General features: G+C 35.8%; 28 protein-coding genes. 16 read left to right on the forward strand and 12 right to left on the reverse strand.

Features of this window, described 5'->3' with window-relative positions:
* The first annotated feature begins 135 nt into the window (after positions 1-135).
* The 12 genes from LJY09_RS12035 to LJY09_RS12090 all read left to right on the forward strand — a co-directional run bounded on the left by LJY09_RS12035 (position 136) and on the right by LJY09_RS12090 (position 8,455).
* Positions 136-1,320, forward strand: coding sequence for a hypothetical protein (locus LJY09_RS12035; protein ID WP_099331012.1), 1,185 nt, complete (start codon positions 136-138; stop codon positions 1,318-1,320).
* Positions 1,321-1,822: 502 nt separating this feature from the next.
* Positions 1,823-2,266: a hypothetical protein gene (locus LJY09_RS12040; RefSeq protein WP_049164640.1), complete on the forward strand. Its 444-nt coding sequence runs from the start codon at positions 1,823-1,825 to the stop codon at positions 2,264-2,266.
* 429 nt (positions 2,267-2,695) lie between these two features.
* Positions 2,696-3,025 (forward strand): hypothetical protein, encoded by a 330-nt coding sequence (locus tag LJY09_RS12045; RefSeq protein ID WP_028413289.1) that lies wholly within the window; start codon positions 2,696-2,698, stop codon positions 3,023-3,025.
* A 128-nt stretch (positions 3,026-3,153) separates the two neighbouring features.
* Positions 3,154-3,969 carry a protein-glutamine gamma-glutamyltransferase gene (locus tag LJY09_RS12050; RefSeq protein ID WP_033579040.1) on the forward strand — a complete coding sequence of 272 codons (816 nt, stop codon included), beginning with the start codon at positions 3,154-3,156 and terminating at the stop codon, positions 3,967-3,969.
* A 431-nt stretch (positions 3,970-4,400) separates the two neighbouring features.
* Positions 4,401-4,874 (forward strand): DinB family protein, encoded by a 474-nt coding sequence (locus LJY09_RS12055; RefSeq protein WP_028413287.1) that lies wholly within the window; start codon positions 4,401-4,403, stop codon positions 4,872-4,874.
* Between the two features lie 136 nt (positions 4,875-5,010).
* On the forward strand, positions 5,011-5,226 hold the full coding sequence (locus tag LJY09_RS12060) for a DUF378 domain-containing protein (protein WP_013057146.1): 216 nt from the start codon (positions 5,011-5,013) through the stop codon (positions 5,224-5,226).
* A 133-nt stretch (positions 5,227-5,359) separates the two neighbouring features.
* Complete coding sequence (locus LJY09_RS12065) at positions 5,360-5,545, forward strand: hypothetical protein (RefSeq protein ID WP_028413286.1); 186 nt, start codon at positions 5,360-5,362, stop codon at positions 5,543-5,545.
* A 15-nt stretch (positions 5,546-5,560) separates the two neighbouring features.
* A complete protein-coding gene (locus LJY09_RS12070) occupies positions 5,561-5,839 on the forward strand; it encodes a hypothetical protein (protein ID WP_228307757.1) in 279 nt (92 codons plus the stop codon).
* Between the two features lie 100 nt (positions 5,840-5,939).
* On the forward strand, positions 5,940-6,743 hold the full coding sequence (locus LJY09_RS12075) for a cobalamin-binding protein (RefSeq protein ID WP_228307758.1): 804 nt from the start codon (positions 5,940-5,942) through the stop codon (positions 6,741-6,743).
* 18 nt (positions 6,744-6,761) lie between these two features.
* Positions 6,762-7,187: a 3-hydroxyacyl-ACP dehydratase FabZ gene (gene fabZ, locus LJY09_RS12080; protein ID WP_028413283.1), complete on the forward strand. Its 426-nt coding sequence runs from the start codon at positions 6,762-6,764 to the stop codon at positions 7,185-7,187.
* A 195-nt stretch (positions 7,188-7,382) separates the two neighbouring features.
* Positions 7,383-7,658, forward strand: a complete 276-nt coding sequence (locus LJY09_RS12085) for a hypothetical protein (protein ID WP_014459988.1) — start codon at positions 7,383-7,385, stop codon at positions 7,656-7,658.
* A gap of 176 nt (positions 7,659-7,834) precedes the next feature.
* Positions 7,835-8,455, forward strand: coding sequence for an NUDIX hydrolase (locus tag LJY09_RS12090; RefSeq protein ID WP_028413281.1), 621 nt, complete (start codon positions 7,835-7,837; stop codon positions 8,453-8,455).
* A gap of 33 nt (positions 8,456-8,488) precedes the next feature.
* On the opposite strand, the gene LJY09_RS12095 is transcribed toward LJY09_RS12090, so the two are convergent.
* Positions 8,489-9,133 carry an SDR family oxidoreductase gene (locus LJY09_RS12095; RefSeq protein ID WP_028413280.1) on the reverse strand — a complete coding sequence of 215 codons (645 nt, stop codon included), beginning with the start codon at positions 9,131-9,133 and terminating at the stop codon, positions 8,489-8,491.
* A 411-nt stretch (positions 9,134-9,544) separates the two neighbouring features.
* Between LJY09_RS12095 and LJY09_RS12100 the strand changes: the two genes are divergently transcribed.
* A complete protein-coding gene (locus LJY09_RS12100) occupies positions 9,545-11,056 on the forward strand; it encodes a class I adenylate-forming enzyme family protein (RefSeq protein WP_028413279.1) in 1,512 nt (503 codons plus the stop codon).
* A gap of 36 nt (positions 11,057-11,092) precedes the next feature.
* Here LJY09_RS12100 and LJY09_RS12105 read toward each other — a convergent pair whose 3' ends face one another.
* Positions 11,093-11,551 (reverse strand): MarR family winged helix-turn-helix transcriptional regulator, encoded by a 459-nt coding sequence (locus tag LJY09_RS12105; RefSeq protein ID WP_013057155.1) that lies wholly within the window; start codon positions 11,549-11,551, stop codon positions 11,093-11,095.
* Between the two features lie 400 nt (positions 11,552-11,951).
* Between LJY09_RS12105 and LJY09_RS12110 the strand changes: the two genes are divergently transcribed.
* The gene (locus tag LJY09_RS12110; protein ID WP_033579048.1) at positions 11,952-12,914 is read left to right on the forward strand and encodes a VanW family protein; all 963 of its coding nucleotides are present in this window, start codon (positions 11,952-11,954) and stop codon (positions 12,912-12,914) included.
* Positions 12,915-12,957: 43 nt separating this feature from the next.
* Here LJY09_RS12110 and mbcS read toward each other — a convergent pair whose 3' ends face one another.
* The 6 genes from mbcS to LJY09_RS12140 form a co-directional block, all read right to left on the reverse strand.
* On the reverse strand, positions 12,958-14,538 hold the full coding sequence (gene mbcS / locus LJY09_RS12115; RefSeq protein ID WP_228307759.1) for an acyl-CoA synthetase MbcS: 1,581 nt from the start codon (positions 14,536-14,538) through the stop codon (positions 12,958-12,960).
* A gap of 156 nt (positions 14,539-14,694) precedes the next feature.
* Positions 14,695-15,393, reverse strand: a complete 699-nt coding sequence (locus tag LJY09_RS12120) for a hypothetical protein (protein ID WP_014459981.1) — start codon at positions 15,391-15,393, stop codon at positions 14,695-14,697.
* Positions 15,394-16,897: 1,504 nt separating this feature from the next.
* A complete protein-coding gene (locus tag LJY09_RS12125) occupies positions 16,898-17,578 on the reverse strand; it encodes an immunity protein Imm33 domain-containing protein (RefSeq protein WP_051418568.1) in 681 nt (226 codons plus the stop codon).
* Positions 17,579-17,608: 30 nt separating this feature from the next.
* Positions 17,609-17,767: a hypothetical protein gene (locus LJY09_RS12130; RefSeq protein WP_155916280.1), complete on the reverse strand. Its 159-nt coding sequence runs from the start codon at positions 17,765-17,767 to the stop codon at positions 17,609-17,611.
* Between the two features lie 111 nt (positions 17,768-17,878).
* A complete protein-coding gene (locus LJY09_RS12135) occupies positions 17,879-18,697 on the reverse strand; it encodes a hypothetical protein (RefSeq protein WP_051418567.1) in 819 nt (272 codons plus the stop codon).
* A gap of 39 nt (positions 18,698-18,736) precedes the next feature.
* Positions 18,737-19,108 (reverse strand): DUF2750 domain-containing protein, encoded by a 372-nt coding sequence (locus LJY09_RS12140; RefSeq protein WP_028413274.1) that lies wholly within the window; start codon positions 19,106-19,108, stop codon positions 18,737-18,739.
* Between the two features lie 226 nt (positions 19,109-19,334).
* Here LJY09_RS12140 and LJY09_RS12145 point away from each other — a divergent pair, with 226 nt between their 5' ends.
* Positions 19,335-20,066, forward strand: coding sequence for a suppressor of fused domain protein (locus tag LJY09_RS12145; RefSeq protein WP_028413273.1), 732 nt, complete (start codon positions 19,335-19,337; stop codon positions 20,064-20,066).
* A 47-nt stretch (positions 20,067-20,113) separates the two neighbouring features.
* Here the strand turns inward: LJY09_RS12145 and LJY09_RS12150 are convergent, their stop codons facing one another.
* The 3 genes from LJY09_RS12150 to LJY09_RS12160 all read right to left on the reverse strand — a co-directional run bounded on the left by LJY09_RS12150 (position 20,114) and on the right by LJY09_RS12160 (position 23,506).
* Positions 20,114-20,764, reverse strand: coding sequence for a hypothetical protein (locus tag LJY09_RS12150; RefSeq protein WP_228307760.1), 651 nt, complete (start codon positions 20,762-20,764; stop codon positions 20,114-20,116).
* 116 nt (positions 20,765-20,880) lie between these two features.
* Positions 20,881-21,888 carry a hypothetical protein gene (locus LJY09_RS12155; RefSeq protein WP_155008098.1) on the reverse strand — a complete coding sequence of 336 codons (1,008 nt, stop codon included), beginning with the start codon at positions 21,886-21,888 and terminating at the stop codon, positions 20,881-20,883.
* Positions 21,889-22,102: 214 nt separating this feature from the next.
* Complete coding sequence (locus tag LJY09_RS12160; RefSeq protein ID WP_028413270.1) at positions 22,103-23,506, reverse strand: glutamate decarboxylase; 1,404 nt, start codon at positions 23,504-23,506, stop codon at positions 22,103-22,105.
* 224 nt (positions 23,507-23,730) lie between these two features.
* Here LJY09_RS12160 and LJY09_RS12165 point away from each other — a divergent pair, with 224 nt between their 5' ends.
* Positions 23,731-24,252, forward strand: a complete 522-nt coding sequence (locus tag LJY09_RS12165; RefSeq protein ID WP_028413269.1) for an LURP-one-related family protein — start codon at positions 23,731-23,733, stop codon at positions 24,250-24,252.
* 70 nt (positions 24,253-24,322) lie between these two features.
* Here the strand turns inward: LJY09_RS12165 and LJY09_RS12170 are convergent, their stop codons facing one another.
* On the reverse strand, positions 24,323-24,634 hold the full coding sequence (locus tag LJY09_RS12170) for a hypothetical protein (RefSeq protein WP_034327748.1): 312 nt from the start codon (positions 24,632-24,634) through the stop codon (positions 24,323-24,325).
* Between the last annotated feature and the right edge of the window lie 6 nt (positions 24,635-24,640).

Below are 24,640 nucleotides of genomic sequence, written 5' to 3' on the forward strand. Positions count from 1 at the left end.
CTTCACGCCTAGCTGTATAATGTGTTTGCTTGATTCTGTATAAACCTGCCCTTTACTGGCTGTATGCTTTGCGTTGACTGCTTTTTCAAATATAATGTATAGTAAAAATATACTATATATTCCAAGGTGATTCCAATGAGATTTTTGATTGAGTATAAGGATTTTAAAACGAAAGAAGAAACTAACTTTTCTTTGCAATTATTAGATACTTTTTTAAATGAACATTTAATAGGAGAGTTTCACGGAAGCACATTTGAGTGCATTTTGATCCGTTTTATAAATAATCCTAGCTCTAAGAAGAAGTACAAATTACGTGTTCTCTATGAAGATATAGCCGAAATTGAGCTGCCCGGAAATTTTATCAATAACAAAACTCTTAATGTAGAGGATTTCTTAACAGGTCTACATAGAGTTGAAGAGGCTATTATGTTGGTTAAAACTATAGAACTAAAGTCAGAACTCGACTTTAGTGAAGACAAACTTCTATTAAAGTTTCAACAGTCGATAAAAAATGCACCACGTACACTCGAAGAACTAAAGGCATACTTCAAGAAGCAAAAGCAAACAGTTCAAAGTAACTGGGCAAAACTAGCTGACCTTTCAATGAAAAGATCTTTGTCTAATCCAAAACCTCTAACAAAGCCATTAATAACAATTAGTATTTCTGCTCCTATCGAAGAAACAGAACCAAACCACTCTTTTATCTACACCGAAGTTTTCAGCAACCTGCTAAGGAAAGCAGAAGTGATGCTGCCGGGTTATAGTCACATCTTTATACATTTAGCGGACACACTAGTGGAAGCAAAACAAGAATTTGCTCCAAATCACCGGATAAAAGATGCATTTTCGATAATAGATACTAAAAAATATATGGCGAGTGACAACGAAACTAAATCAAATATGATGTTTAATAGTATAGTTTCAGCATTAAGAAGCATTACAAAGTTTGATCACTTAGAAGAGAATAAAATAGAATCTGTTATTGGAAAAATAAAAGAAGAAGGCACCGACATTGAGCTCACATACTTCTCGAAACAAAATGATAAGTATTTAGCCGAGGTCATTTATACAGTGCCCAAATCTCATCTTACAAATGCTCCATTTAAACTGCGTGTTACGGACCGTAATTCTAACGCTGTTAAAACTACAAAAATAGATGATATTAATTTATTTTGGTGCCCGTATAGCTTCGGAAGCATAAATATAAAAAAAGATTCAGTTGTTATTAAAGGGAGAAAGAGCCACAGAGCAGAGATTTCAAGGAGAGCTGACAAATTACCGGATGAATACATTTTTAAGATTAAAGATATATTTATTTAGCTTTTTATAATGGTTAGAAATAAATTTACAATCAAGAACACAATAGTAGTAAGGATGACTGTTCTTATCCCCAATTTTTTTATAAATATCTTACACTCTAAAAAACAAAACAAGCTGCGCATTTAAAATGCCAGCTTGTTTTGTCTGTTTTTTTAAGTAAAAAAATTACTTGTGGGAGAAAAAAACAGATAACAATATTCAGTATGAAGATTGCTCTTTGCAAGCAGCAATTCTACAGACCACAAGTTAGGGTTTCATTATTGTTATAAGACCAATAAGGCTAGTATCCCAGCTTAATCCCCTCATTTTAGGCGTATGTGAGGTAAAATATCTTTTGCATCTAGTGTTTAGAAGCTTCAATAGTGTTATTTAAAACCCTTAATTTAATGAGTTACATTACAAAATAACCCATAATATGCTATTTTTTGTGCTATAATGATAAATTAATAGGTGTTATAGAGGATATAAAGCCTATAATCTTATAATGAAACGGAGAAATGATATGAAAAGAGTAACGCGAGTAGCATTAGCCGGAGTAATTACATTAGGTGGTTTAGGATTAGGATCTGTAGCAAGTCTCCCATTGGTTCCAAATGGGCATATTCAAGAAGCTGATGCCGCTTCATCATACGGTGTATCGGTTAACTCAACTAAGACAAATTGGACAAAAGAAGAATCAATTATTATGAAGTTTATTAATCATAATTCATTTGAAGTACGACTTGTCGGTCAATTGCAGCATTTAGAGAATGGTAAATGGGTAAACGTGCAATCTGCATCCCAATGGTATGCAGTCCCTGGAGAGAAATTTGGAACGAGTTTTAAAGTTGATACTAATGGCACATACCGTTATAAGCTTGCTGTATATCATATAACCAAACCGCTAACCAATTATGATGGAACTTTCGCTGGAAACCTTTATAGCAGCAACTTTTACGTGAAATGATCAAGTTTTTTAATACAGTTATAATAAAAAAGGACTTGATTAGACATCAAGTCCTTTTTTGCTTATGTGCTTATTTAGTAGCATTAATAGTCTGTCTTAAAGTATCGGCGCTATAATATTCTTTGCCATTGAACCTATGTAAAGTTAACTGTTTCTCAAACTGTCAAGAGAGTCCTGAACATCCTTTTTTCTATTGCCCATAACACTTCTTAATTAATCTTTAAAGACGAATAGACTACATTTATACATTTTAGGATTGATTCTATTGCCAGACTTAACTTTTATATTTTCTAATACATATTGGCTTACTGTCCCTAAGGATGCTACAACAATAAGACCGAGCGTGAACAAATCTATATAAATTTACTTTTTTTATAAGTGACGCAACGAAAATTCTGGAGTGAAAATCTTATAAGAAAGAGGGAAGTAATGGACGTTCAAAAGGTAGCAAATTTATTTTTGATTTTTGTCTTAATGTCAGCAGGCATTTCATTGGTAATTGGCTTTGTTGTTGCTGTGAGAAGTACAAACTATAAGAAGGGATATATAAGTACTTTTATATCCAGTGTGGTCTTTTTACTACTGATTGTGAGCTGGTATGATAAAGCATCTTCAAACGTTTTTATGGGGACAATACCTTGGATTTTAAATGTTATTGCCGTCATTATTGTGTTACCACTGTACGTGTTAGTTGCTCGCTTTATATTTAAAAAGGTGACAAAAGGACAAAAAGGAACAAATGAAAAAATTAGCGGTTAACTTACTTTTTTTATCGTTTTTCCTAATCTTCACGATTTTAAATAAATGAAGATACACAAAATAATTTTTTATCAATATCCTGTTAGAGAAGGTGATTGATATCATTTTCTGTAAAGGAGAGAACGTCTATGATTAAAGTTAATCAACAAATTGTGAAAATAAGCGATTTAAATAATAGTTCGTTAACAAAAGAAAAAGCAGACATTTTAAAACAAATGGATGCCTATAGGGAAGTGTATGAGTATGCTACATTTGACCAGCTTGATTTTGATGTATCTGTTAAATTACAAATTATTGAATCGTCTGTGTTGCTGCGCAAAAGCGGCGCTAGGTTTGCTACATTCGCCCGTTCTAGGTGCAACGAAAAGTATTGGAAACGAACCGATAACGGAGGGTTTCAGCTACTACCTACCGTTTCTCCTCATCAGGCCATCGATGATATTTTTTACAACGGACACGAATACGCGTTTGAGTGCGCGACGGCTGTTATCATCATCTTTTACAAAGCTGTATTAAATAATATTGGAAAAGCAAATTTTAACAGGCTTTTTGCTGATCTTTACTTACACGATTGGCAATACGATGAAGATCTTGAGCTTCATGGTTATAAAGGATCTGACTACTTGCCCGGAGACTGTGCGTATTTTAAAAACCCTGATTATAACCCTGATACTCCCCAGTGGAAAGGTGAAAACACCATTGTATTAGATGAAACTCTATATTTTGGTCATGGAATTGGAATTACGACGCGGGAAAGAATTATTGAAGTGTTAAATTTAAAGAGAAAAGACAACGCAAAGCAATCAGCTTACCTGTCAGATGAAATTGTCAGGCTTCACACCGCTCACCTCAGTTATTTGGCGGTTAGATACGAACCTGTTGTTTGGTATGACAGAAACAGCGCTATTATTTCCACTATTGGATCGATTACGTATGTAGCTTGAATGATCAAAGTTTTGATACTTTGATCTTTTTTTGTAAAAAGGAAAGAATTACATGAAGGTAAATTTGAGAATTCAAAAGGATTTTATGTATAAAAGAAGAATCCATTTAATACACAGGTCTTAAAACTAAAAGGAAAGGAGGAGATTACTATTAAAAATCGTGATAAAAGACGCAAGAGAAAACGCGGCGCATTAAAAGATTATCTGAAAAATAAGCTTGGTCAGCTAAAACCGAAGCCAAACAAAGGACCTGTCTCAAATTTAAAGTCTTCTGCTTAAAACATCCCCCTAGTTTTTATATAGGGGGATTTTCTTTTGAATTTTCTTTTATTTTAAGGTTTAAATGTTATGAGTGGCATTTAAAGATTAATTTGTGCACAATAGACATTGAATAGTTTATCTAATACGACAACGTAAGGAGAGATTAGACGATGGAAAACATGATTTTAAAACATATGGACGTTGTAAGAGGGATTACGATTAGTATCCTCGAAAAAACAACAGAAGAGGTAGCGGACATCACACCAAAAGGATTCAATAACAATATCCGCTGGAATCTCGGACACATTGCCTTTATTCAAGAAAAGCTTGTGTTTGGCTTAGCTGGTGAACCGATGCAAACGCCAGAGAGTTATGAAAGCTTTTTTGGTGCCGGAACAAAACCTGCCGATTGGACGGAGGCTGCTCCTTCTCTTGAAGAAATTGCGAATGTGTTGAAAGATCAAGCACATCGTATTAAAGAGTTCATGCCTCAGCAGTTTGATAAGCAGTTAATCACACCTTTTACAAATAAAGCGGGTATCAACTTTACAACAGTTGGCGAAACGTTTTTATTCAGCTTCTATCATGAAGCGATGCATGTAGAAACGATTAAGCAAATTGGGAAAGCTGTAGCTGCACAATAATAAGGAAATAAAAAAGAATAAATCACATATTCTTTATAACTATTTTACATAGCGCCTATGCATATACTGATCTACACAGCGCATAAGATGTAACATGAGCTGCTTTTCCTAATGCAGTTCGCAAGGAGGTGACAACGTGAAATTTCTTTCAGGTTTAACGACTCTTCTTGTGATTTTAGGCGGTTTAAATTGGTTAGCTGTAGCATTAGGCGTGAATGTAGTAGAAGAGCTATTTGGCTCTTGGGATTGGTTAGTAACAACGATTTATTGGTTAGTTGGCCTGTCTGCTCTTTATCAAATTTTTGATAAGTTCTTCGGAACGGGAGCGAGTGTCAAAAGCAAAGCGCTATAATAAATATTATTTTTTATTATCTCTTTAGGGAGTTTGAATGTATATTCAAACTCCCTTTTTCATGGATAAAAGACGTGACATCCTTACAAAATACGGTAAAATAAGGTAATAACCAAAAAAAAGGAGGGATGAGATGGAGCTTTGGGGTGTAGTACCTATCTTAGTGTTTGGAGTTCTTTATATAGGAATCATTGCTGGTATTATAGCTGTTATTGTTATAGTGTTAAAGCGAATGAAAGAGAGAAATCAATATTTACGTGAAATACGGGATGAACTGAGAAATCAAAACAAGATAACTATAGCAGAAAATAAAGAATAGAAGAGGGTTTAATAGATGAATGAAAGTGTACTTCCTAGCTTTTTTATCGTAAATCTTTTTTTTATTTACTGTTTATTATTTAATCAAGGATACATCTTTCAGCTAAAGAATCTACCTTACATATGGGCTATTTATTTACTTATTGGCACCAGTTTAGCTTTTTATTATATGCTGCGATACAAACAAAAAAGAGACGGACAGGTGCTGCTTTCAATCGGTATTTTAACTACAAGCATTAGTTCACTTGGCTGTTTGGGTTTCTTTTATTTCTTTTATCGTGCGATGGGTGGATAAGAAAGAGCACCAAAAGCAGAGACTTCAGTGAAAGTCTCTGCTTTTTATATGGAAATCTATTGTATAATAGAAAAAAAGAAATGGATGCAGGAGGGGAACTATGCGAATTGTTTCGCTTTGTCCAAGCAATACAGAACTAATAGCGTATTTAAAATGTGAGCATTTGCTCGTAGCAATTGATGATTATTCCGATTGGCCGCAGTCTATTCAGAGTCTGCCGCGTTTAGGCCCCGATTTATCTATTAATATGGATGCGGTGGAAAAAGCCAAGCCAGATTTAGTCCTAGCTTCACTAAGCGTTCCTGGAATGGAGCGAAATATTGAAGAACTTAAAAAACGAAAGATACCTTACGTCGTATATAATCCTAATTCGCTAGAAGATATCCGTCAAAATCTACAGGATTTAGGCCAGCGATTAAATATTGAAACAAAAGCAGCTGAACTGTTAGAGCGGTATGATCAGTTTCTTTCTACATATAAAGGAATGGCAAGTCAAATCGAAAAAACCACTGTATACTGGGAATGGTGGCCAAAACCCGTTTTTACTCCTGGAAAAGCAAACTGGCTGACCGAAATTAGCGTGTTAGCGGGAGGAGAAAATATATTTGCTGATCACAAAGAAGCAAATGTACAGAGTGATTGGGAAGAAGTGCTCAAACGAAATCCACATCACGTGTGTTTGGCTTGGGTAGGCGTACAGACAAACAAAGTAAATCCAACGATTTTACACAAGAGACCGAACTGGTCTGACATGCCGTCCATAAAAGAACATCGTGTATATGTACTAGAAGAATGGCTGTATTGTCGTCCTTCACCTCGATTGCTGTTAGGGTTAAAAAAACTCGCGCCGCTTCTTCATCCAGATACGTTTCCTGCATTTGACGGTAAGGACCCTTTATTATAAGAAAAAGGAGCGATACATATGAAAGATATAAAACAAATAAAACATACCCTTCAACACCGCTATCCTTTTTTACTTGTTGATCGCATCTTAGAGCAAGAAGAAGGAAAGCTTGCTGTAGGAATCAAACAAGTAACAGCAAATGAACCTTTTTTTCAAGGTCACTTCCCGGACTACATGGTAATGCCTGGTGTACTTATTGTGGAGGCTCTTGCTCAGCTCGGCGGATTTGCCATGGCTACGGATGACCACCAAAAAGGAAGACTTGCTTTTTTAGCAGGAATAGATGAATGTCGCTTTAAGCGTCAAGTAAGGCCAGGAGATACACTACGCTTAGAATTTGAGATTCTTAAGCAGCGCGGAAAGATTGTAAAAGGAAAAGGAAAAGCATTTGTAGGCAGCGAATTAGCTTGTGAAGCGGTCATTACCTTCGCTCTTGATGTATAATACAAACGCCTTTGTAAAAAAGCAGCTGATGTTAGCAAGATGAAAACGACCGATGTAAAAAAGGAAATAATTCAGGATAAAGCGTAGCGAGAAAACCGCCTTATGTCGTAAAAGCGGTTTTTTATGAATACCTTTTTACCTTTTGATAAAAGAAGAAACGGGGTATAGAAGAAAAAAGGGAGAGGGGAGAATGCAGTGAGAACATTAACGGAAGTTGTTGTATTACTCACACTATTGGGTACGTATATAGGCATCTCACTACTTGTCTACAAACGGAAAAGAACGAATCCGTTTTTCTACAGCATTTACTTTTATTTAGCTACCAGCGTCATTTTGATTTGCTTGGTTATCTTTTGGCTTCAGCTTCGTTTTGGACTCACTGATAAGCAAGTAGGAGGATTGCTTATCAGTGTGGTGGCATTCTTTTTACTTATTTATGGTTTGTTAAAAACAAGACAAAAAGACAGGTAGCCGGTGCTATCTGTTTTTATTTATATTTATGTTATATATTTTTATCAATTGTAGTGTCAATTCAATATATCTCTTCATATAATAAAGATAACAGCTTTCTTTTGCAGGTTAGTTGACATTGCAGCTTATAACTCGCTATTCTTTTGATAATTCATTTTGTGAAAGGAAGTGGACGTATGGATGCATCCCGCATTATAGCTAAGTTAGAAAACCGGATGCCGACAATCCTTGGGATGGAGCAGTTCTCCCGCTTCGGCATTCTTGTTCCGCTTATTGAAAAACAAGGGGAACTACATGTTTTATTTGAAGTAAGAGCGCTCGATTTACGTAGACAGCCCGGAGAAATTTGTTTTCCAGGAGGGCGTGTTGAAAAGACGGATGCAGATGAAAAAGAAACGGCTATCCGTGAAACCTCTGAAGAGTTAGGAATTACACCCCAATCTATTCAGCACGTACAAGCTTTAGATTATATTGTTTCTCAATTCGGAACAATCATTTATCCTTATGTAGGTTTCATTGATGAGTCGCTTGAACTTCGACCGAATCCTTCGGAAGTAGCAGAAGTATTTACCGTGCCTCTTTCTTTTTTTCAGCGTACCGAACCTGATATACACAATATTAATTTCAGAGTAGAACCCGAACATAATTTTCCTTATGACGCGATTATTGGTGGTGAAAATTATAATTGGCAAACAAGAGAGATGGAAGAACATTTTTATTACTATGAAGATCGAGTCATATGGGGACTGACAGCAAAAGTAATTTATCATTTAGTACATGTACTAAATAATAAATAAAAAGCAGCGAATACGTATTCGCTGCTTTTTATATTAAATAGACTGAATAGCTTCTGTGATAGGCGTATCGCCTGAAACTAAATCAAAAGAACGTCCGAATGTATGATCTTCACTTAACGTTTCTACTACCACACGCGCGACATCTTCACGAGGAATGGATCCGCGCTCTTTGTTCTCCCCAGCATCTACCCGTCCTGTTCCTGGTTCGTTTAACAATCCGCCTGGGCGAACAATTGTATATGTTAATCCGCTTGCTTCTAAGATTTTATCTGCATAATGTTTGGCTACATAGTAAGGAATTAGTGAAGTATTCCAGTTTTCACGGTGATGTGCTTGAAGGGCGCTTACCATCACAAATCGTTTAATTCCTAAATCTTCTGCAGCTTCCATCGCTTTTACTGCTCCATCTAAATCAATTAAAAGTGTCTTATCATGACCTGTGCTGCCGCCTGATCCTGCGCTAAAGATAACGGCGTCACAGCCTTTCATCACTTCCTTAATTTCATGCACAGTGCCTTCTAAGCTTGCAAAAGCCGTTTCTACACCTCTTGCTTCAAGCTCTTTTGCTTGTTCTTCTTTACGAACCATCGCACGTACAGTGTGCACATCACTTTCATTCAAAATGTTTACAATATGTTTGCCTACTTGACCATTCGCACCAATTACAAGAACTTTCATGTCTAAATTTGCTCCTTTCAAATCCAAATACTTATATATTATTGTTTCATATTCACCGTTTTCATTCAATGAATGAGCTCAAAATCCGGTGAATGAGGGGAAAGTAAGAAAATATATTAAAAAAATGAAAAACAAGAAATAAAAACTAATTTACAAACAAAAAAAGGAAAAAAATAGTTCATTAAACCCAGTGTCTGAACTGTTTAAATTTTGTAAATTTTTCTCAAACCCTTGGTAATACAACACTTCTTAAAAACAGCATCTCTTTTAACATTTCCCGATACAACCTATATAAACACATTTTGATAATTTTAAACTTTTACTTCGGAAAAATTTTTTGTTATTATGTTTTAGTCATTAAAATATTCATGAACGAAATATTTAGTCCGAGCGGACAAAGGAGAGGATAAAATGAACACATTACAATACTTAGTCGCAGAACGTGCAGAGATTTCTCCTCAACATGAAGCACTAGTTGAACATAATGAACGTTATACATTTAATGAATTTCATGAAAAAGTAAATCAATTGTCTCATTACTTCTTAGAGAAAGGAATTCAAAAAGGAGATCGTATTGGTATTTTAGCTCATACAAGCATTGCTTACCCAGTTGTTACAATGGGGATTTTACAAGTGGGAGCAGTCGTTGTTCCATTAAGTAAGAGCATGACACCTTATGAGCTTGATAGCATTATTACAAGCGGACAGTTAAAAGCGATTATCCACCACAATGAATTTACGTCTGTATTAGAAAAAGCGGAACAAACGGCTGGACTTAGCTTTACGTTAAAAATTGAGGATGCAAAAGAATTTACAACTCAATTCTCAGCGTATAACACAAACACACCAGAAGCACTTCCTGAAGTACTTCCTGAAGATTTAGCATTAATGATGTTTACATCAGGTACAACAGGTAAATCAAAAGGATGTATGATTGCACACGGATCGGTAAGTGCCTTTTTAAACTCTGGCGGACAGGAAGAACGTGCAAATATTGATAAAAGCATGCGCTATTTATTTGTTCATCCATTCTTCCACATGAGTTCGATGAGCATTTTATTTATGTGCATTAACACAGGAAACACAATGGTATGTTCTGAAGAAACAGATCCAGCTAAAGTAATTGAGGTAATCGAAAAAGAAAACATTAAAATGTTGTTTGCACTACCACCAGCATTAAAATACATCGTAGAAGAGCTTGAAAAAGGAAATCACTATGATTTCCCTCTAAAACTTGCTGTGTCAGGCGGAACAAAAGTATCAGAGTCTTTAATCGAACAATATGACCGTAACGGTATGATTTTAGCTCAAGGATACGGAAGCACAGAAGCTTGGATTATCAGTTCATGGCATCCTCAAATGGGATGGAAGAAAGTAAGCTCAGCTGGGAAACCGGCTCCACATGTGGAAGTTAAAATTGTAGACCCAGAAACACGTCAAGAAGTTCCAACTGGAGAAAAAGGTGAAGTGCTTGTACGAAGCCCTTATCTATTTAAAGGCTACTGGCAAAACGAAGAAGCAACAAACGCTGTCTTACAAGATGGCTGGTTAGCGATGGGCGATGCAGGTCGATTAGATGAAGACGGATTTCTTTATATTGAAGGACGCTATAAAGATGTAATTGTATATGGAGGAGACAACATCTACCCAGATCAAGTAGAAGAAGTTGTCCTAGCAGCAGACGGTGTGTTAGAAGCGACAGTTGTCGGCATGCCTGATGATGTGTACGGCGAAGTTCCATATGCATTTGTTGTTAAACAAGCAGCGTCAGCTCTAACTGAAGAAGACGTAGTGAATTTCTGTAAAGAACGATTAGCACCATATAAAGTGCCAACTGTTGTATTTGTTTCATCACTTCCTAAAAACAGCGTAGGAAAAGTGTTGAAAAACGAAGTGAAAAAACAAGCCTTAGCACACGCATAATAAAAAAAGCGGCCTTTATAGCCGCTTTTTTTATATTTATTGCTGTAATTTTTGAGATATTTTTTTCATAATGTGAAAGTATTGATCTCTTTCTTCTTCTGATAAGTGTGAAAGTAAATCTGACCAAAAATCGACACGAGTAGCTTGCAATATTTCGACAACTTTTTCGCCTTTTTCTGTCAACTCTACCCACACGCTTCGGCGGTTTTGCTTTTTATATATACGATTCACAAGCTCATCATCTTCTAATTGATTTAATACAATGGTGATAGCACCGGGTGAGAGCCCAAGTACTTTTGTGATATCGCTAACAATACAGCTTTTTTTATCGTGAATCGTCTTTAAGATTGCCTCTTTTGTTGAAGTTAAATGGTAGGGAAGCAAATCATATTTCTCACCGATTACGGTGTTTTTATATTTTAAAAGAGCTTCTTTTACATGATCTATACTTTCTAGCTGATGACTAATCTCTTCTTTGCTATAACGTTCAGTCAAGCGTAAATCCTCCTCATAAAACAAATTCCATTTTTACCATTATACCATGTATAATGCCCATAGAAAAATGAACAACACCGCGAAAATTGTCAGAAAAATTTTAAAATAATTACCATAATTCGTTAAAAAATCCTTGTTTTCGTGCTATTATATATAAGAATAGTAATAACAGGAAACGCATACAACATTTGTTTTCTATTGAGTTCATAAGAAAAAATGGGGTCTATGAACATCATTCCGCTTTACCTCATGTGTTGAATAAAGAAAAAAATATAAAAAATGGTGAGTATTCACTTTGGCAGATCGTCTTTTATAAGATGTTTGTATAAAATGAATGTATACATATTTTTATAGAAAAAACATATTGAGGTAAAGCCGAGATATGGGGGGATTCAATTACATGAAGAAAGTCTTAGGGGCGCTCTTGCTTGGCGCGACAATTGTTAGTGCGTTTATTGCGTACGGCATGTATACAAATCATTCCGCAAAGCAAACAGCTGCGATAGAACAAAAACAAGCGGCTAAAAAACCAGAAAAAAAGGCTGAGAAAAAGAAAAAGCCAGTCCTTAAAGTCGAAGAACTGACGTATCAGTTAAAAGATTCCCGTACAGGAGAAGTAATGAAAGAATTCAAGCCGGTTCATTACAAGGATAAAGGTGTATATGATCAAGAAATTAAACAGTTAGCGTCTGAGCTGGCAAAAGGGATCGATACACCTATGCAAAACATAAAAATAGATGAAAATGGATCGTTGACTGGCGGATCCAAGCAAATCATCTTAAAAGAAGCAGAACTTGTTAAAAATCTGCAGAACTTAAATACGAAACAATTGGAGGTAAAGGTTCCGATATACGAAACCGCTCCAAATGTCACGGCAGCATCTGCTCAAGGGATCGCCGATGTATCATTAGCTTCGTATTCTACACGTTTTCGTCCAAGTGATACAAGCAGAAATAGAAATGTTCAGCTATCAGCAGAAGCAATTAATAACGTTGTGTTAGGACCAGGAGATTCATTTTCTTATAATCAAACAGTTGGGGAGCGCACAGCAGAAAGAGGCTATCAGCCTGCTCCTGAAATTATCAATAAACAGCTGGTGATGGGAATTGGCGGAGGTATTTGTCAAACATCTTCTACGTTATTTAACGCGATTGACGGCGCTGGTCTTCAAGTGACAGCTAGGTCTCACCATTCAAAACATGTAGGTTATGTACCTGCGGGAAGAGATGCGACCGTATCGTGGGGAGGACCTGATTTTAAGTTCACAAACAACAAAGATTATCCTGTCATCATTAAAGCATATGCAAACGTAAATACAGGTGTTTTAACGGTAGATGTTCGTACTTCACAGCGTGCTATCTAATAAAAAAAGACGTATCCTAACAGATACGTCTTTTTTTCATTTATTATGCTTTTTGTTGCTCGCGTTCACGAAGTTCCACACGTCGAATTTTACCTGAATTAGTTTTTGGTAATTCATCAATAAATTCAATTACGCGAGGATACTTGTAAGGTGCAGTAAGAGTTTTTACGTGATTTTGCAGCTCTTTAATAAACCCTGTATCTGTTGTTTTTACATGATCAACAAGAACCACATACGCTTTTACTACATGGCCGCGATCAGCATCTGGACTAGCTACAACGGCACATTCTTTCACTGCTGGATGCTTAATTAACGCATCTTCAACTTCAAACGGCCCAATTGTATAGCCGGAACTGATAATAATATCATCTCCGCGTCCTTGGAACCAGTAATAGTTATCTTCATCTTTAGAAGCGCGGTCGCCTGTTAAATAGTAGTTTCCTTTATACGTTTTCTCAGTGCGCTCCATGTCTTTATAGTAGTGCTTGAAAAGAGAAGGGAGGTCTCTACGAACGGCAATGTCTCCAACTTCTCCAGGCTCACAAGGCTCGCCGTCTTCATTAATGATTTCTACAAACCCTTCAAGCATCGGTTTACCCATTGAACCAATCTTCGTTTTTACACCTTTTAAGGTACCAATCAAAAGGGTATTTTCCGTTTGGCCGTATCCATCACGTACTTGGATATTAAAATATTTTTTAAACACATTAATTACTTCTTCATTTAGCGGTTCTCCGGCAGATACAGCGCTATGAAGGTGAGACAGGTCAAAACGTTCAAGCTCATCAATTTTAGCCATAAAGCGATACTCTGTTGGCGTGCAGCACAGTACGTTTACTTGTTCATCCTGTAAAATTTCTAAAAACTTTTTAGGTTCAAAACGTCCGTTATAAATAATGCCTGTTGCACCTTGTCCAAGTACAGATAAAAACGGAGTCCAAATCCATTTTTGCCAACCAGGACCTGCTGTTGCCCAGACCGTATCGCCTTTTTTAATATCTAACCATTCAGCAGCAGCGATACGAAGGTGAGCATAAGCCCATCCATGAGTATGAACAACGCCTTTTGGCTGTCCTGTTGTACCAGATGTATAAGGAAGGAATGCCGTATCATCCTTAGTTGTGTTAGCTGCTTGGAACTGTTCTGATGCATCCGCTGTAAGTGACTCTAAGCGCGTCCACGACGTAACATCAGCACCAAATGTAATTTTATGTTGTAGAGAAGTAGGGAAGTTTTCAATCTTATCGATCTCATTGCAGAAAGGATGGTAAGAAATAATCGCTTTTGCTTCAGCGTGATGTAAACGATATTGGATATCTTTTGCGCGTAATAGTTCTGAAGAAGGAATTACAATAATACCTGCTTTTAAGCATGCTAAGTAAATAGCATACGATTCAATAAGGCGAGGTGCGATAACCAACACGTGATCGCCTTTTGTTAATCCTAGCTCCGTTAGCCCGTTTGCCACCTTATTTGCTTTTGCTAACAGCTGGTTATATGTAATTTCCTCACGCACACCGTCAGCGTCCTGCCACTTTAGCGCAAGTTGATCGGATGCATGTTTTTCAATTTCCTCTGTTAAGTTGTAATGTTCACTTGGAACTAAATCTTTTAGTTGAATCATAAAAACGACTCCTTATATTATAGATATCAATGATTTTTTATCATTACTATTATTATATTACTAACTATTAGTACTTGCTACTAATTTGTTTTGGGTTTTAGTAAAAAAGCAAAAAAAGACCCGCTTGTCTTATTACGACAGCGGGTATAACATATGTTATTTAAATAAGCTCCATTTTGTATGAATAGGTACTAGCTCTTCTTCAGACTCGTCCTCTTCGTATAAACCACGTTCTTTTAAGTATTCCACAAAATATAAGTCTGCTTCCTTACGTTCATCATAAGGCTTAATCGATAAAACAAATCCTACTTTATGCTGATCTTCATTTTCAACGCCTGAGAGATACGCTTTTACATTATGCTGCAAGAATAGCTCTTTAGCGGGAATAATTAAGTCCTTGACGAACTTCGACAGTAATTCTAACTCAAAGTCGAAGGTGAACTTAGCAATTTTTTCTAGATCTGCAAATACCACGCCGATAAAACTCGTATTATGTATTTCGTAGTCTTTCGTTTTTTCATCCCATTCAATATGTCCGATTTCCTTTAAGTAATTAATAAAATACCCAATGCCTTCATCGCGGCCAAAAGGTTGTTTAGAAAGAACCAAACCGATCTTTTTGTACTTAGGCAGATACACGCATGAGATAGCGGCTTCAACTTTATGCTGTTGAAATAAGTGCGTTGCCCCTTGAAGCAAAGCATCTAAGACATGATGGGTAATTTTCATTTGTTTACGAGGAAAGTGATATTCGTTGCGTGCTAATTCATCTGTATCAGCAAACGTTGCTCCAATAAAGCCTGTATTGGATAGGGTAGGAGGGAGCTTCTTTCTTTTTCTTTTTCGTACCGTCATTCAAAAACACTCCTTGTGATCATCAATACGATAAAAAATAAATCGAACGTATGTTCTTATCTAATGATACAAAAAATGTGTCGAAAAGTAAAGAGAAGTTAACGGAGAATTTGAAATTTTATAATAAAAGTAGCTAATGATCTTAAAACGTAGCGGTCATTAAAAGGTGGAAAAGAAGAGGGGGAGCAAAAAAATAAAAGGCTGCAGATGAAAAGCATCCACAGCCTTTTATATATTCATTAACGAGCTTCTGTTAAAGCTACCATATCTTCATCATCTAAATCGATATCTACGTGACAATCCATTGTGTGAATTGTTTTATCTTCATGATTTCCATAATAAATTGTAATGTTCATGAGTATCGCTCCTTTAAAACTGGATAATGACATCCAATTTATACCGTCATCTATTTGTTTAATATTATACCCGATGAAAAAGGAAACTACAACTAAAATCACTAAAAAGCTGATAGGAAAGGGGTTTGTTGTAATTTTAACACAGAATTTTATAGAATAAAAATACTAAATTATGTATTTTATTGCAGAAAATACGAGGTTTTGACTTTTATAAATGAATAAAAATCCATTTAATACAAACATATGTACTAAATGAAAAATATACGTTCAGTAGCAAATAAATCCTTAAGATATCAAACACAAACAGATTTCATCGTTTTGTAAAGGGTTCATTGAGAATACGATGAGAAAAAATGAATGAGTGTAAAACTTAATTTCTATAAGTAAACTCATTCATTTTTCAAACTCTCTAATTATAATCTAAAAATCAATCGAACTGATCAATCCTAAAAATAAACTGGTGAAATTCATATGTATTTCCATAAAATCATATCTACAATTGTTCAATTAGAACAAATCTTATGGATAATTAGTTTAGCGAGTCGATTGATATAAATATAAACCCTATCTCATTTTTTAAATTATGTCTCACTATCATAAGTATACTTTTGAAATGAGACATAATTTATGTTTTATCTATTGGTTCCTAGAATATATATTATGTAAACTAGAAAAAGAAATAAAATCATTGAGGTCTCCCTTACTCTTAGATCCTTAGAATACCTATCGTCTTTTACTTTTTCCTTAAAGTGTGTAAGTTCTCTTTCAAGTCAGCTAGTTTTTGCTTTTATAAGTTTAATTTGCTGGCTGTAAACAGAACTCTTAAAAATCGCCTAAATGACGAACTTTAAGTCAAATGAATTAAATTATGTACAAGCTATGGATTATATCTTAGAAGTGGTTAAAATGGCCGCTCACTTAATCGCAATTGCCTGAATACGCCAGTACGTATCATTTTATATGTAATTAAGGAATTTCCTTATGGTTTATCCTAGAACTTTACAATTTTGCATCACAAGTTTACAGTAGCTATGAATCAGTGTGATAGTAGTTGATTTAATGTAGAAGCGCAAAAAAAGGAAAAAGAATAACTTCTTCCCCTCCATCCGCTTGTCATACAAACTTTTCAAGTTGCTAGTTTCAAGGCTTCACTCACTAAGGTATGTTTCCCAATCGTAGTCATGAATTTTATCAAATTGCCCAAACTCATTTCTTTCGTAAGCACATAGCGGTGTTTCATTTATAAAAGCTAAAATTGAGTCATCAACATTTAAAACAACTCCTAGAGCTACAATTTGAAAATTATCTGGATTACTGTTGAACTCATCTTCTTCGTATCCGCTAAAGATAACCCATCCTGAATCATTCGGTTCATTTGGTTTATCCTTTAACAGGAAATTAAACTCGTTTCTTTCTAAAACATCATTGCTAACTGTTACGAGAGCATTAAAGTAATAGTCCATCTTTTCAGCGTCATCGTCTTCATATTCAGTATCACAAATATGTTCAGTGCCAAAATGCAGGATTTGACCAAGTTTTAAGCTCTTTAAATGATAAGGTTCATTATCAAGCTTTCCAACAAAGTTCTCTTTGTTTCTATCCGTAATTTCCACCCACATTCTTTCTCCTTTGTAACCATCTGTATCTGAATCACTAAAGAAAACTAACTTCACCAGGTCTCCCGCTTTTAATTTATCCGTCACCGCTTTGCTTGGCTTGTAAAATGTATAAGGAGATTCTTTGTTTCTTTTGTAAACGTTATCTAATTGCCAAGGTGTATTATCCTCAATTTTTTTATTGTTAGCATGTTTTTTGAACCAATTTTTCATACAATACATTACCTCTTTGATTTATATAATTTAAATTTCTTTAATTGGATACTGAATTAAAATGGATTCTAACCCTTGAATAAACGCATCTATGTAAGTTAAATCTGTTTCAAATTCAAACTTTAGTTCTGTTCCCCAGCCAGCGGGATACTGTATAAACCCATCTACACTAACATTTTTTTCTTCCATTCATAGTCAATGTGAAACCAAAATAGGGTTCAGTGGTTAGAAAAATAATTTTGTTCCATGGAAACTCCTTCGTTTTATAAATAAAATTTTTAGATAATCTAAACTTATGTTTTAATACTCTTTTGGGTTCATGATGGTGTAAACTTTTATGTTCTTTTCCTCAATCCCTATAAAATGAGCTTTTTGCCTTGTATCTAGCCCTCTAAGGGTTCCGCTTAACTTACCTATTTTTTTAAAACTACTCTCTCCTGCTTTCCAACTGTATAATGCTCCTCCCTTATTGTATGGACTGTAAAAATAGCTATATTCTCCTCTAATACTTATTGCTTGTGATCCATGTAACGTTTCAGGAGTTTGATGTACAATGAAGGAATTTTTCTCGGGATTTACTTGAATTAACTCAAAATCTGTATATGGATATAGCCAAAGTGTCATATTTTTACCTCTGCAAATTGCATAGCAATCTGCAATGGACGGAGCATCTGGTAAATGAGAATGATATTGAAAAGTTGGTGAACCTGTATTATCAAATAATACTAACCCTTCTGTTGATATCTCTTCACCAAAAACGCCTTCGTCAAAATAGCTGCACCATATTCCATCTTTACTAACAGCTATGTCTTGTACAGCATCTCCACAATAAAATGACCGAATGACTTCTCCATCAATATTCATAATAAAAAGATTGTGCTCTTCTCCCTTGGTTCTGGCATTCATTATCAAAAAATGCTTATAATCAATCCATCTGACAAAAGGATAGTTTATTTTTAAACGTGGATAAAGTGTAGTACCGTTTACAGACAGTTCGAATTTATTATGACGTTTTTGAACAAAGACTAGTCCATATTCATCTCTATAATCTGCATCAATAATAGTTAAATAAGTGTCATCAGGTTCAATACTAAAAATAGTCGCCGCTTCAATGTTCAAACTTGGTCACTCCTTATATTATAAAAAAGAAAAGTAAATCTACTGTTTCTCTAACAAGTCTTCTAATTCTGTCAATAAATCATACGGCTCGACTTCTAACCCAATTAACTTGGCATTCCAGTTAACACCAACTAACAAATCGTCGTCATTCATTCCGTATAGCCAATTATCCATAAATTCCTCCAACGGTATAGATGCTGATTTATAATGTGACCATCCTTCTACTGCACATTGCTTTGCATATGCTTCATCCGACCAAAAAAGCATAACGACTGTCTGTTCATATTTATTCGATTCACATACGCACCAGCCATCTTCACTTTTTAATCCCCAGACCACAGTGCTTTCTGAAACTCTTTTAACAAAATTTGCGTAGCGTCTCTTCGAATTTACAGTTAGATCAAGTTCCATTGCTAATCTCCTCGTTTCCTTGTTATGTTTTTAAGCAATAAAATATCCCTGATAACTTTAATTACTTTCTGCTGCCACTGCCTCCTGCTTTAACTGAATAATCCTAACTAACTTTATTTAGGTGATTATGGTAATATAAGTCTATCATAGGTTATCACCAAAATAGGTTATTTACCTTTTAAAATAGCTGATTTATCTAATTACTAGATAGAAAGGAATTAAAAGCATGTCAAACAATGAAGATAAATATGAATACACAGAATCAGGGGATGTTTTATACACTCATAAAGGTTCAGGTAAGGATTTTGATCCAAATGTTGACATAGATGAAGAAGCAAGAGAGATTATGGAAGCTCATATTGAACGTTATTTTGGACCTATTTATATGGTCTATCATGAAATTATGTCTCATCTTGTACATGTAGATGTCTATCATATTGCACCTAGTGAAGAACGTCCTTACCATACGCTTATTACTCAAGGAATGAGTGATAAGGCAATGAATACTCCGCCAGAAGTCGAAGGTGGTCGTTATACTGAACTCCTTTGTTTTTTACCACCAGAATGGGACCTTTCAGAAGAAGGATTTAAGCAAGAAGAAATATATTGGCCAATTGAAAATTTAAAATTTTTAGCTCGCTTCCCCCATGAATTAGATACATGGGTAGGGTTTGGTCACACGATTCAAAATGACAACCCAATTAAACCATTTAGCTCTAATACAAAGCTTTGTGCTTCTCTTTTGCTCCCTCCACTAACTGAAGAAGAAGCCTGGAGCGTTCATATCCGTGAAGGAAAAGATGTTGAGTTCTATAATGTACTTCCTCTTTACGAAAGTGAAATGAACTATAAAATGAAGCGTGGAACTGATAAGCTACTTGATAAATTTGATAAACACGGCATCAGCCAAATATATGACATTCATCGTAAAAACGTATGTAAAAAAATGTGGTTCTAAAAAAGCCTACTTAGTCAAGTAGGCTTTTACCATGTTACCGTTGTTTATTATTTTTCAATTCTCTTTTTAGTTTTCATATCAAATTTGGCTAACACCTGTTTTTCTTGCTTGACAACTAAAACTCCATCTAAAAGTTGTAGTTCTAGCTTTTTTAACTGTTGGTCAGATGCTTTCAAAGGAGAAGCTTGCTCTTTATTAGTTGAACCTTTAAACCCTAAATCATAATTCAAAGTAAAATTTCCTTGTTCATTATATTTGAGAATGCTAGGAGACGAAAAACCATATCCCAGTCCAGACCTATCTTGATCATCATCAGGATTAAATACATTGAAGCCAACGCTCTCTTCTAGTGCATTTTTTAATGGTATATGAGGCTGAATTTCCATTTCAATTCCTTTGTCCGGATGTTCTTTCCCAACGCGTTTTTTACCTGTGTTTTTTAAGTCGATTTCGTAATATAAACTAGTAGGCACGAGCTCTTTTCCTTTGTCTTTTCCTTCTGTGATAATGGTTGAACCAACTAAACGTTTATCCGTAACAATCGATACATCCACTTTCACAAGTTCAAGGTGATTTCCTAACTCGTGAGCCTCTTTTTTACTTAGTCTGCTCGTTTTATCCACAGGTGGAGAGGGATTTTGGCAAGCGGTCGTGAGTAGAAAGAGAGCAAGCAGTGCGAATATATAACGTTTTTTCATCTGATTTCTCCTTTTGTGCATAATTTAGAAATATATTCTATGAAATTATACCTTAAAAAAGAAGCAACTCCCTTTTAGTTAGGAACGCTTCTTTTAATAAACCTTTTTTCTTTTTATTAGTAACCATCTACCGTAACATCAGTAATTGACCCATCACTAGGACTTACTTGATACCAACCTTGTGTAGCTGTATGTTCCTCTCCTGTATCTTCATTATCCACAACATTTTCATAAACATGGATAATATAGTTTCCTGAATCGTCAAGGTGATCGTATTCTACAAGAAGAGGTGAATCTTCAGATATGCCTTGTTGGTCACGAACTAGCTGGATAGCTTGCTCTTGGGAAACTGTTTGTTCGGCTGGTTCCTCTTCCTCAAGGGTTTCTGTATCTTCTTCTTGCTCTGATTCTGATTCTGTTTGCGCCTCATCTTCCGAATCAGCCTGAGCTTCTTCCTCATCCGCTTTTGCCTGAGCTTCCTCTTCCTCCTGCTGTTTCTTCTCTTCTTCTGCTAAACGTTCTTCTTCCGCTTTGCGATCTGCTTCTGCCTGAGCTTCAGCTTCTGCATCAGCCTTGGCCTGCGCCTCTTCTTCTTTTTGTCGGTCTTCTTCTAGCTGCGCGTAGTAATCATCTAATTCTTTTTCCATTTGCTGCTGCTCAAGGTCTGATAATTGCTTTTGTTGTTCTTGTATTTGGTTTTGAAGCAAAGCAATTTGTTCTTCTGAAGCATTATCAACAAAATTGATGTTTTCTACATAATCACCACTGGCGTCAAAATTAACTTCCATCATACAAAAAACATTTTGCTCTTGATTAATCCCGTAGTAAATATACTGATTGTCACCTACTTGGATATACTGATAACCATTCATTACGTTTAATAAGTAATCGCGATCAGCTTCTTTAGAATTAACGGCTTTTTTAATGGTTGATGCTTTTGTTTGTAATGTATTTGGCGATGATTCTTTTACAGCCGTTTTGTTGCCGTTTTCTTTCGTATGAACCGCTGTTGATTTCTCTGCAGACTCTTCTTTTTGCGATACCGTTTCACTGGACTCATCACTACACCCTGCTAGCAATACGGCTAACAACGGAATACCAAAAGCAACTTTCAACATTTTCATAGACTATTATCCCCTTTTTTTATCTTTTTTTAGGTTTTATATAATTCTAAAGAACTATAAAACCTTAGGGGTTATTATACCAAAATTAAGAAAATATAAGAATATTTTCTTGTTTGATTTATGGTATTTTTTTGAAAAGATTATCTTTTTATGCATAAAAAAACACAAAGCCATGTACTTTTCATAACACGGCTTTGTGTGTTCGTAATCGATGTTAATGATGAAATCCATTGTCGTATTTCGTGTCTTTAAGAACAGGTCTATCCAATGAGTTAAGAAATTCAACGGCTTGTTTGAAATTAACCATAAATAAATGAGCAAGGTCTCTTGAAAATCCATTTCTAACAACAATGCGCATGATTGTGATTTCTTCCATGTCTGCTGGGAGTGGATAAGCAGGCACTTGCCATCCATACGTGCGCAGTTGTCTAGACAGGTCATAAAGAGTCCAGTTTGGCGTGTATCCTTCTTTTAGTTTCCAAGCAAGAACCGGGATATCTGAACCATCGGCGATAATTTCGAATGCGTCCATTTCTCCAATTTCTTGGCTGAGAAACAGCGCGTTTTCTTGGGAGGTTTTTTGCACGGCATAATAGCCCTCTTTACCTAAACGTAAGAAATTGTAGTACTGTAAAAGGACTTGTGCTCCTGGTCTAGAGAAGTTAAGCGCAAAAGTTGGCATGTTGCCCCCTAAATAAGAAACGCGGAAAATAAGATCTTCAGGCAAGTCTTCTTTTTCTCTCCAAATCACCCACCCTAAACCAGGATAGACTAAACCGTACTTGTGTCCCGATACGTTAATGGACTTTACTCGCGGCAAGCGGAAATCCCAGATAAGGTCTGGTTGAAGAAACGGAGCGATAAAACCTCCAGAAGCAGCGTCTACGTGGATAGGAATATCTAATCCTGTCTTTTCCTGCAACTCATCCAATGCTTTTGCAATAGCAGCAATTGGTTCGTAAACTCCTGTATACGTCACTCCAAGAATCGGTACGACACCAATTGTATTTTCGTCAACCGCATTAATGACGCCTTCTGGATCTAAATAAGGATGATCTGCATTAATGTTCACATAACGAGGCTCTACGTCCCAATAGTTTGCGAACTTCTCCCACACCACTTGAACGGATGAACTAAATACAATGTTCGGCCGGTCTGTTGATAGCCCTTTACTTTTACGCAGTTTCTGCCACCGTCTTTTTAACGCCAGTCCACCAAGCATACAAGCTTCAGATGAACCTGTAGTAGAAACACCCATCGTTGTATCAGGATTAGGTGAATTCCACAAATCCGCTAAAATACGTACACATCTCTCTTCAATAGCCGCTGTCTGCGGATACTCGTCTTTATCAATCATATTTTTATCAAAAGACTCTCCATACAAACGCTTTGCATCAGGCTCCATCCACGTAGTAACAAACGTAGCTAAATTTAAGCGGGCATTCCCGTCTAAAGCAATTTCATCATGAATGATTTGATAAGCTGTTTCGGGAAGCATACCTTGATCACCAATACGCAGCCTTGGAATCGTCACTTCTCCTTGTCGAGAAAAAAGCGGATTAACAGGAAATTCATCAGGTAAATTTTTTTGTTCACGATGCGGATGCCATTGAGGCATAAAGTATCATCTCCTTATGTATATCTAACAAATTGCTTTACGTTCCACTTGGTGTTGTAACAAGCAGGTCTCCTTTACACATTATGAGCTTTGAAACCTATTTTCATTCTTTTCATTATTCGCAGCACGTAAGGACGAACTTTATTTAATAATACCCATGAAAATAGTCTTGCCAAACTCAAAAGGTGTAAGATATGGTAATATATTCTAAAGGAGGTTTTTAGATGGAGAAACAAGGAATTATTTTGCAAGACAAGTTTTTCGAATTAGGTGAATCTCCTATCTATAATGAATCACAAGACATTGTTGGAAATGTCGCATATAAGTTATCTATTGCTAATAAATTTGAGATTTTAAAAAACGAAGAGATCGTGTTTACAGGTAAATCTAAAATGTTTGCCCTTATGCCAAAGATGATTATTTCAGATCACCACGGAAATGAAGTTGGAATGATTCAACGGAAATTCACTTTTTTTAAAAAGAAGTATCTTTATATTAGAAACGACGGCGATACATATGAAATTACGGGGAATATAACAGATCGTAAATTTGACGTTTTGCGTTCCGGCGTTCCTGTCATTCAAGTCCGCACACTTTCTTCGTTTCTGTCATTACGTCCACACACGTTTGCTTTAGAATTTCTCGAACCTGATCTTGATAAGTGGGAAGGAATTGCGGTTGTACAAGGTGTAAGGATGATGGTAAAAGACGAAAACAGCAGTACAGCTACTGCTCCGGCTCAATAGTGGTTATAGAAGGTTATATGATATAAAAAAACGAACAAACTTCAATATAAAGTTTGTTCGTTTTTTTAAATTAAGGGCCAAATACTAATGTACCGATGACATGGTAGCCAATTGGTACAAGAAACAAGATGATATTTAAAATAATCGCCCATAGACAGAGCTTGTCTTTTTTTATAAAAAAACCAATAATTGCAGGGACAATCATGAGCGGAACTAAAAAGATAGGTGCGATAATAGGAAGACCTTGAAGCTTTTCAGCCTCAACAAGTCCTGTAAAAAAGTTAAGGATCAATAAAGTATTAATGATAACATATAAAAGTGAAATTCCTCCAAGAACCCCACCTATTATCCCGCTTTTAGTTGTTTTAACAGTAGCATCCACGTTTCT

The sequence above is a fragment of the Priestia sp. J2 genome (assembly GCF_020790095.1).
Lineage (GTDB): Bacteria > Bacillota > Bacilli > Bacillales > Bacillaceae_H > Priestia > Priestia zanthoxyli.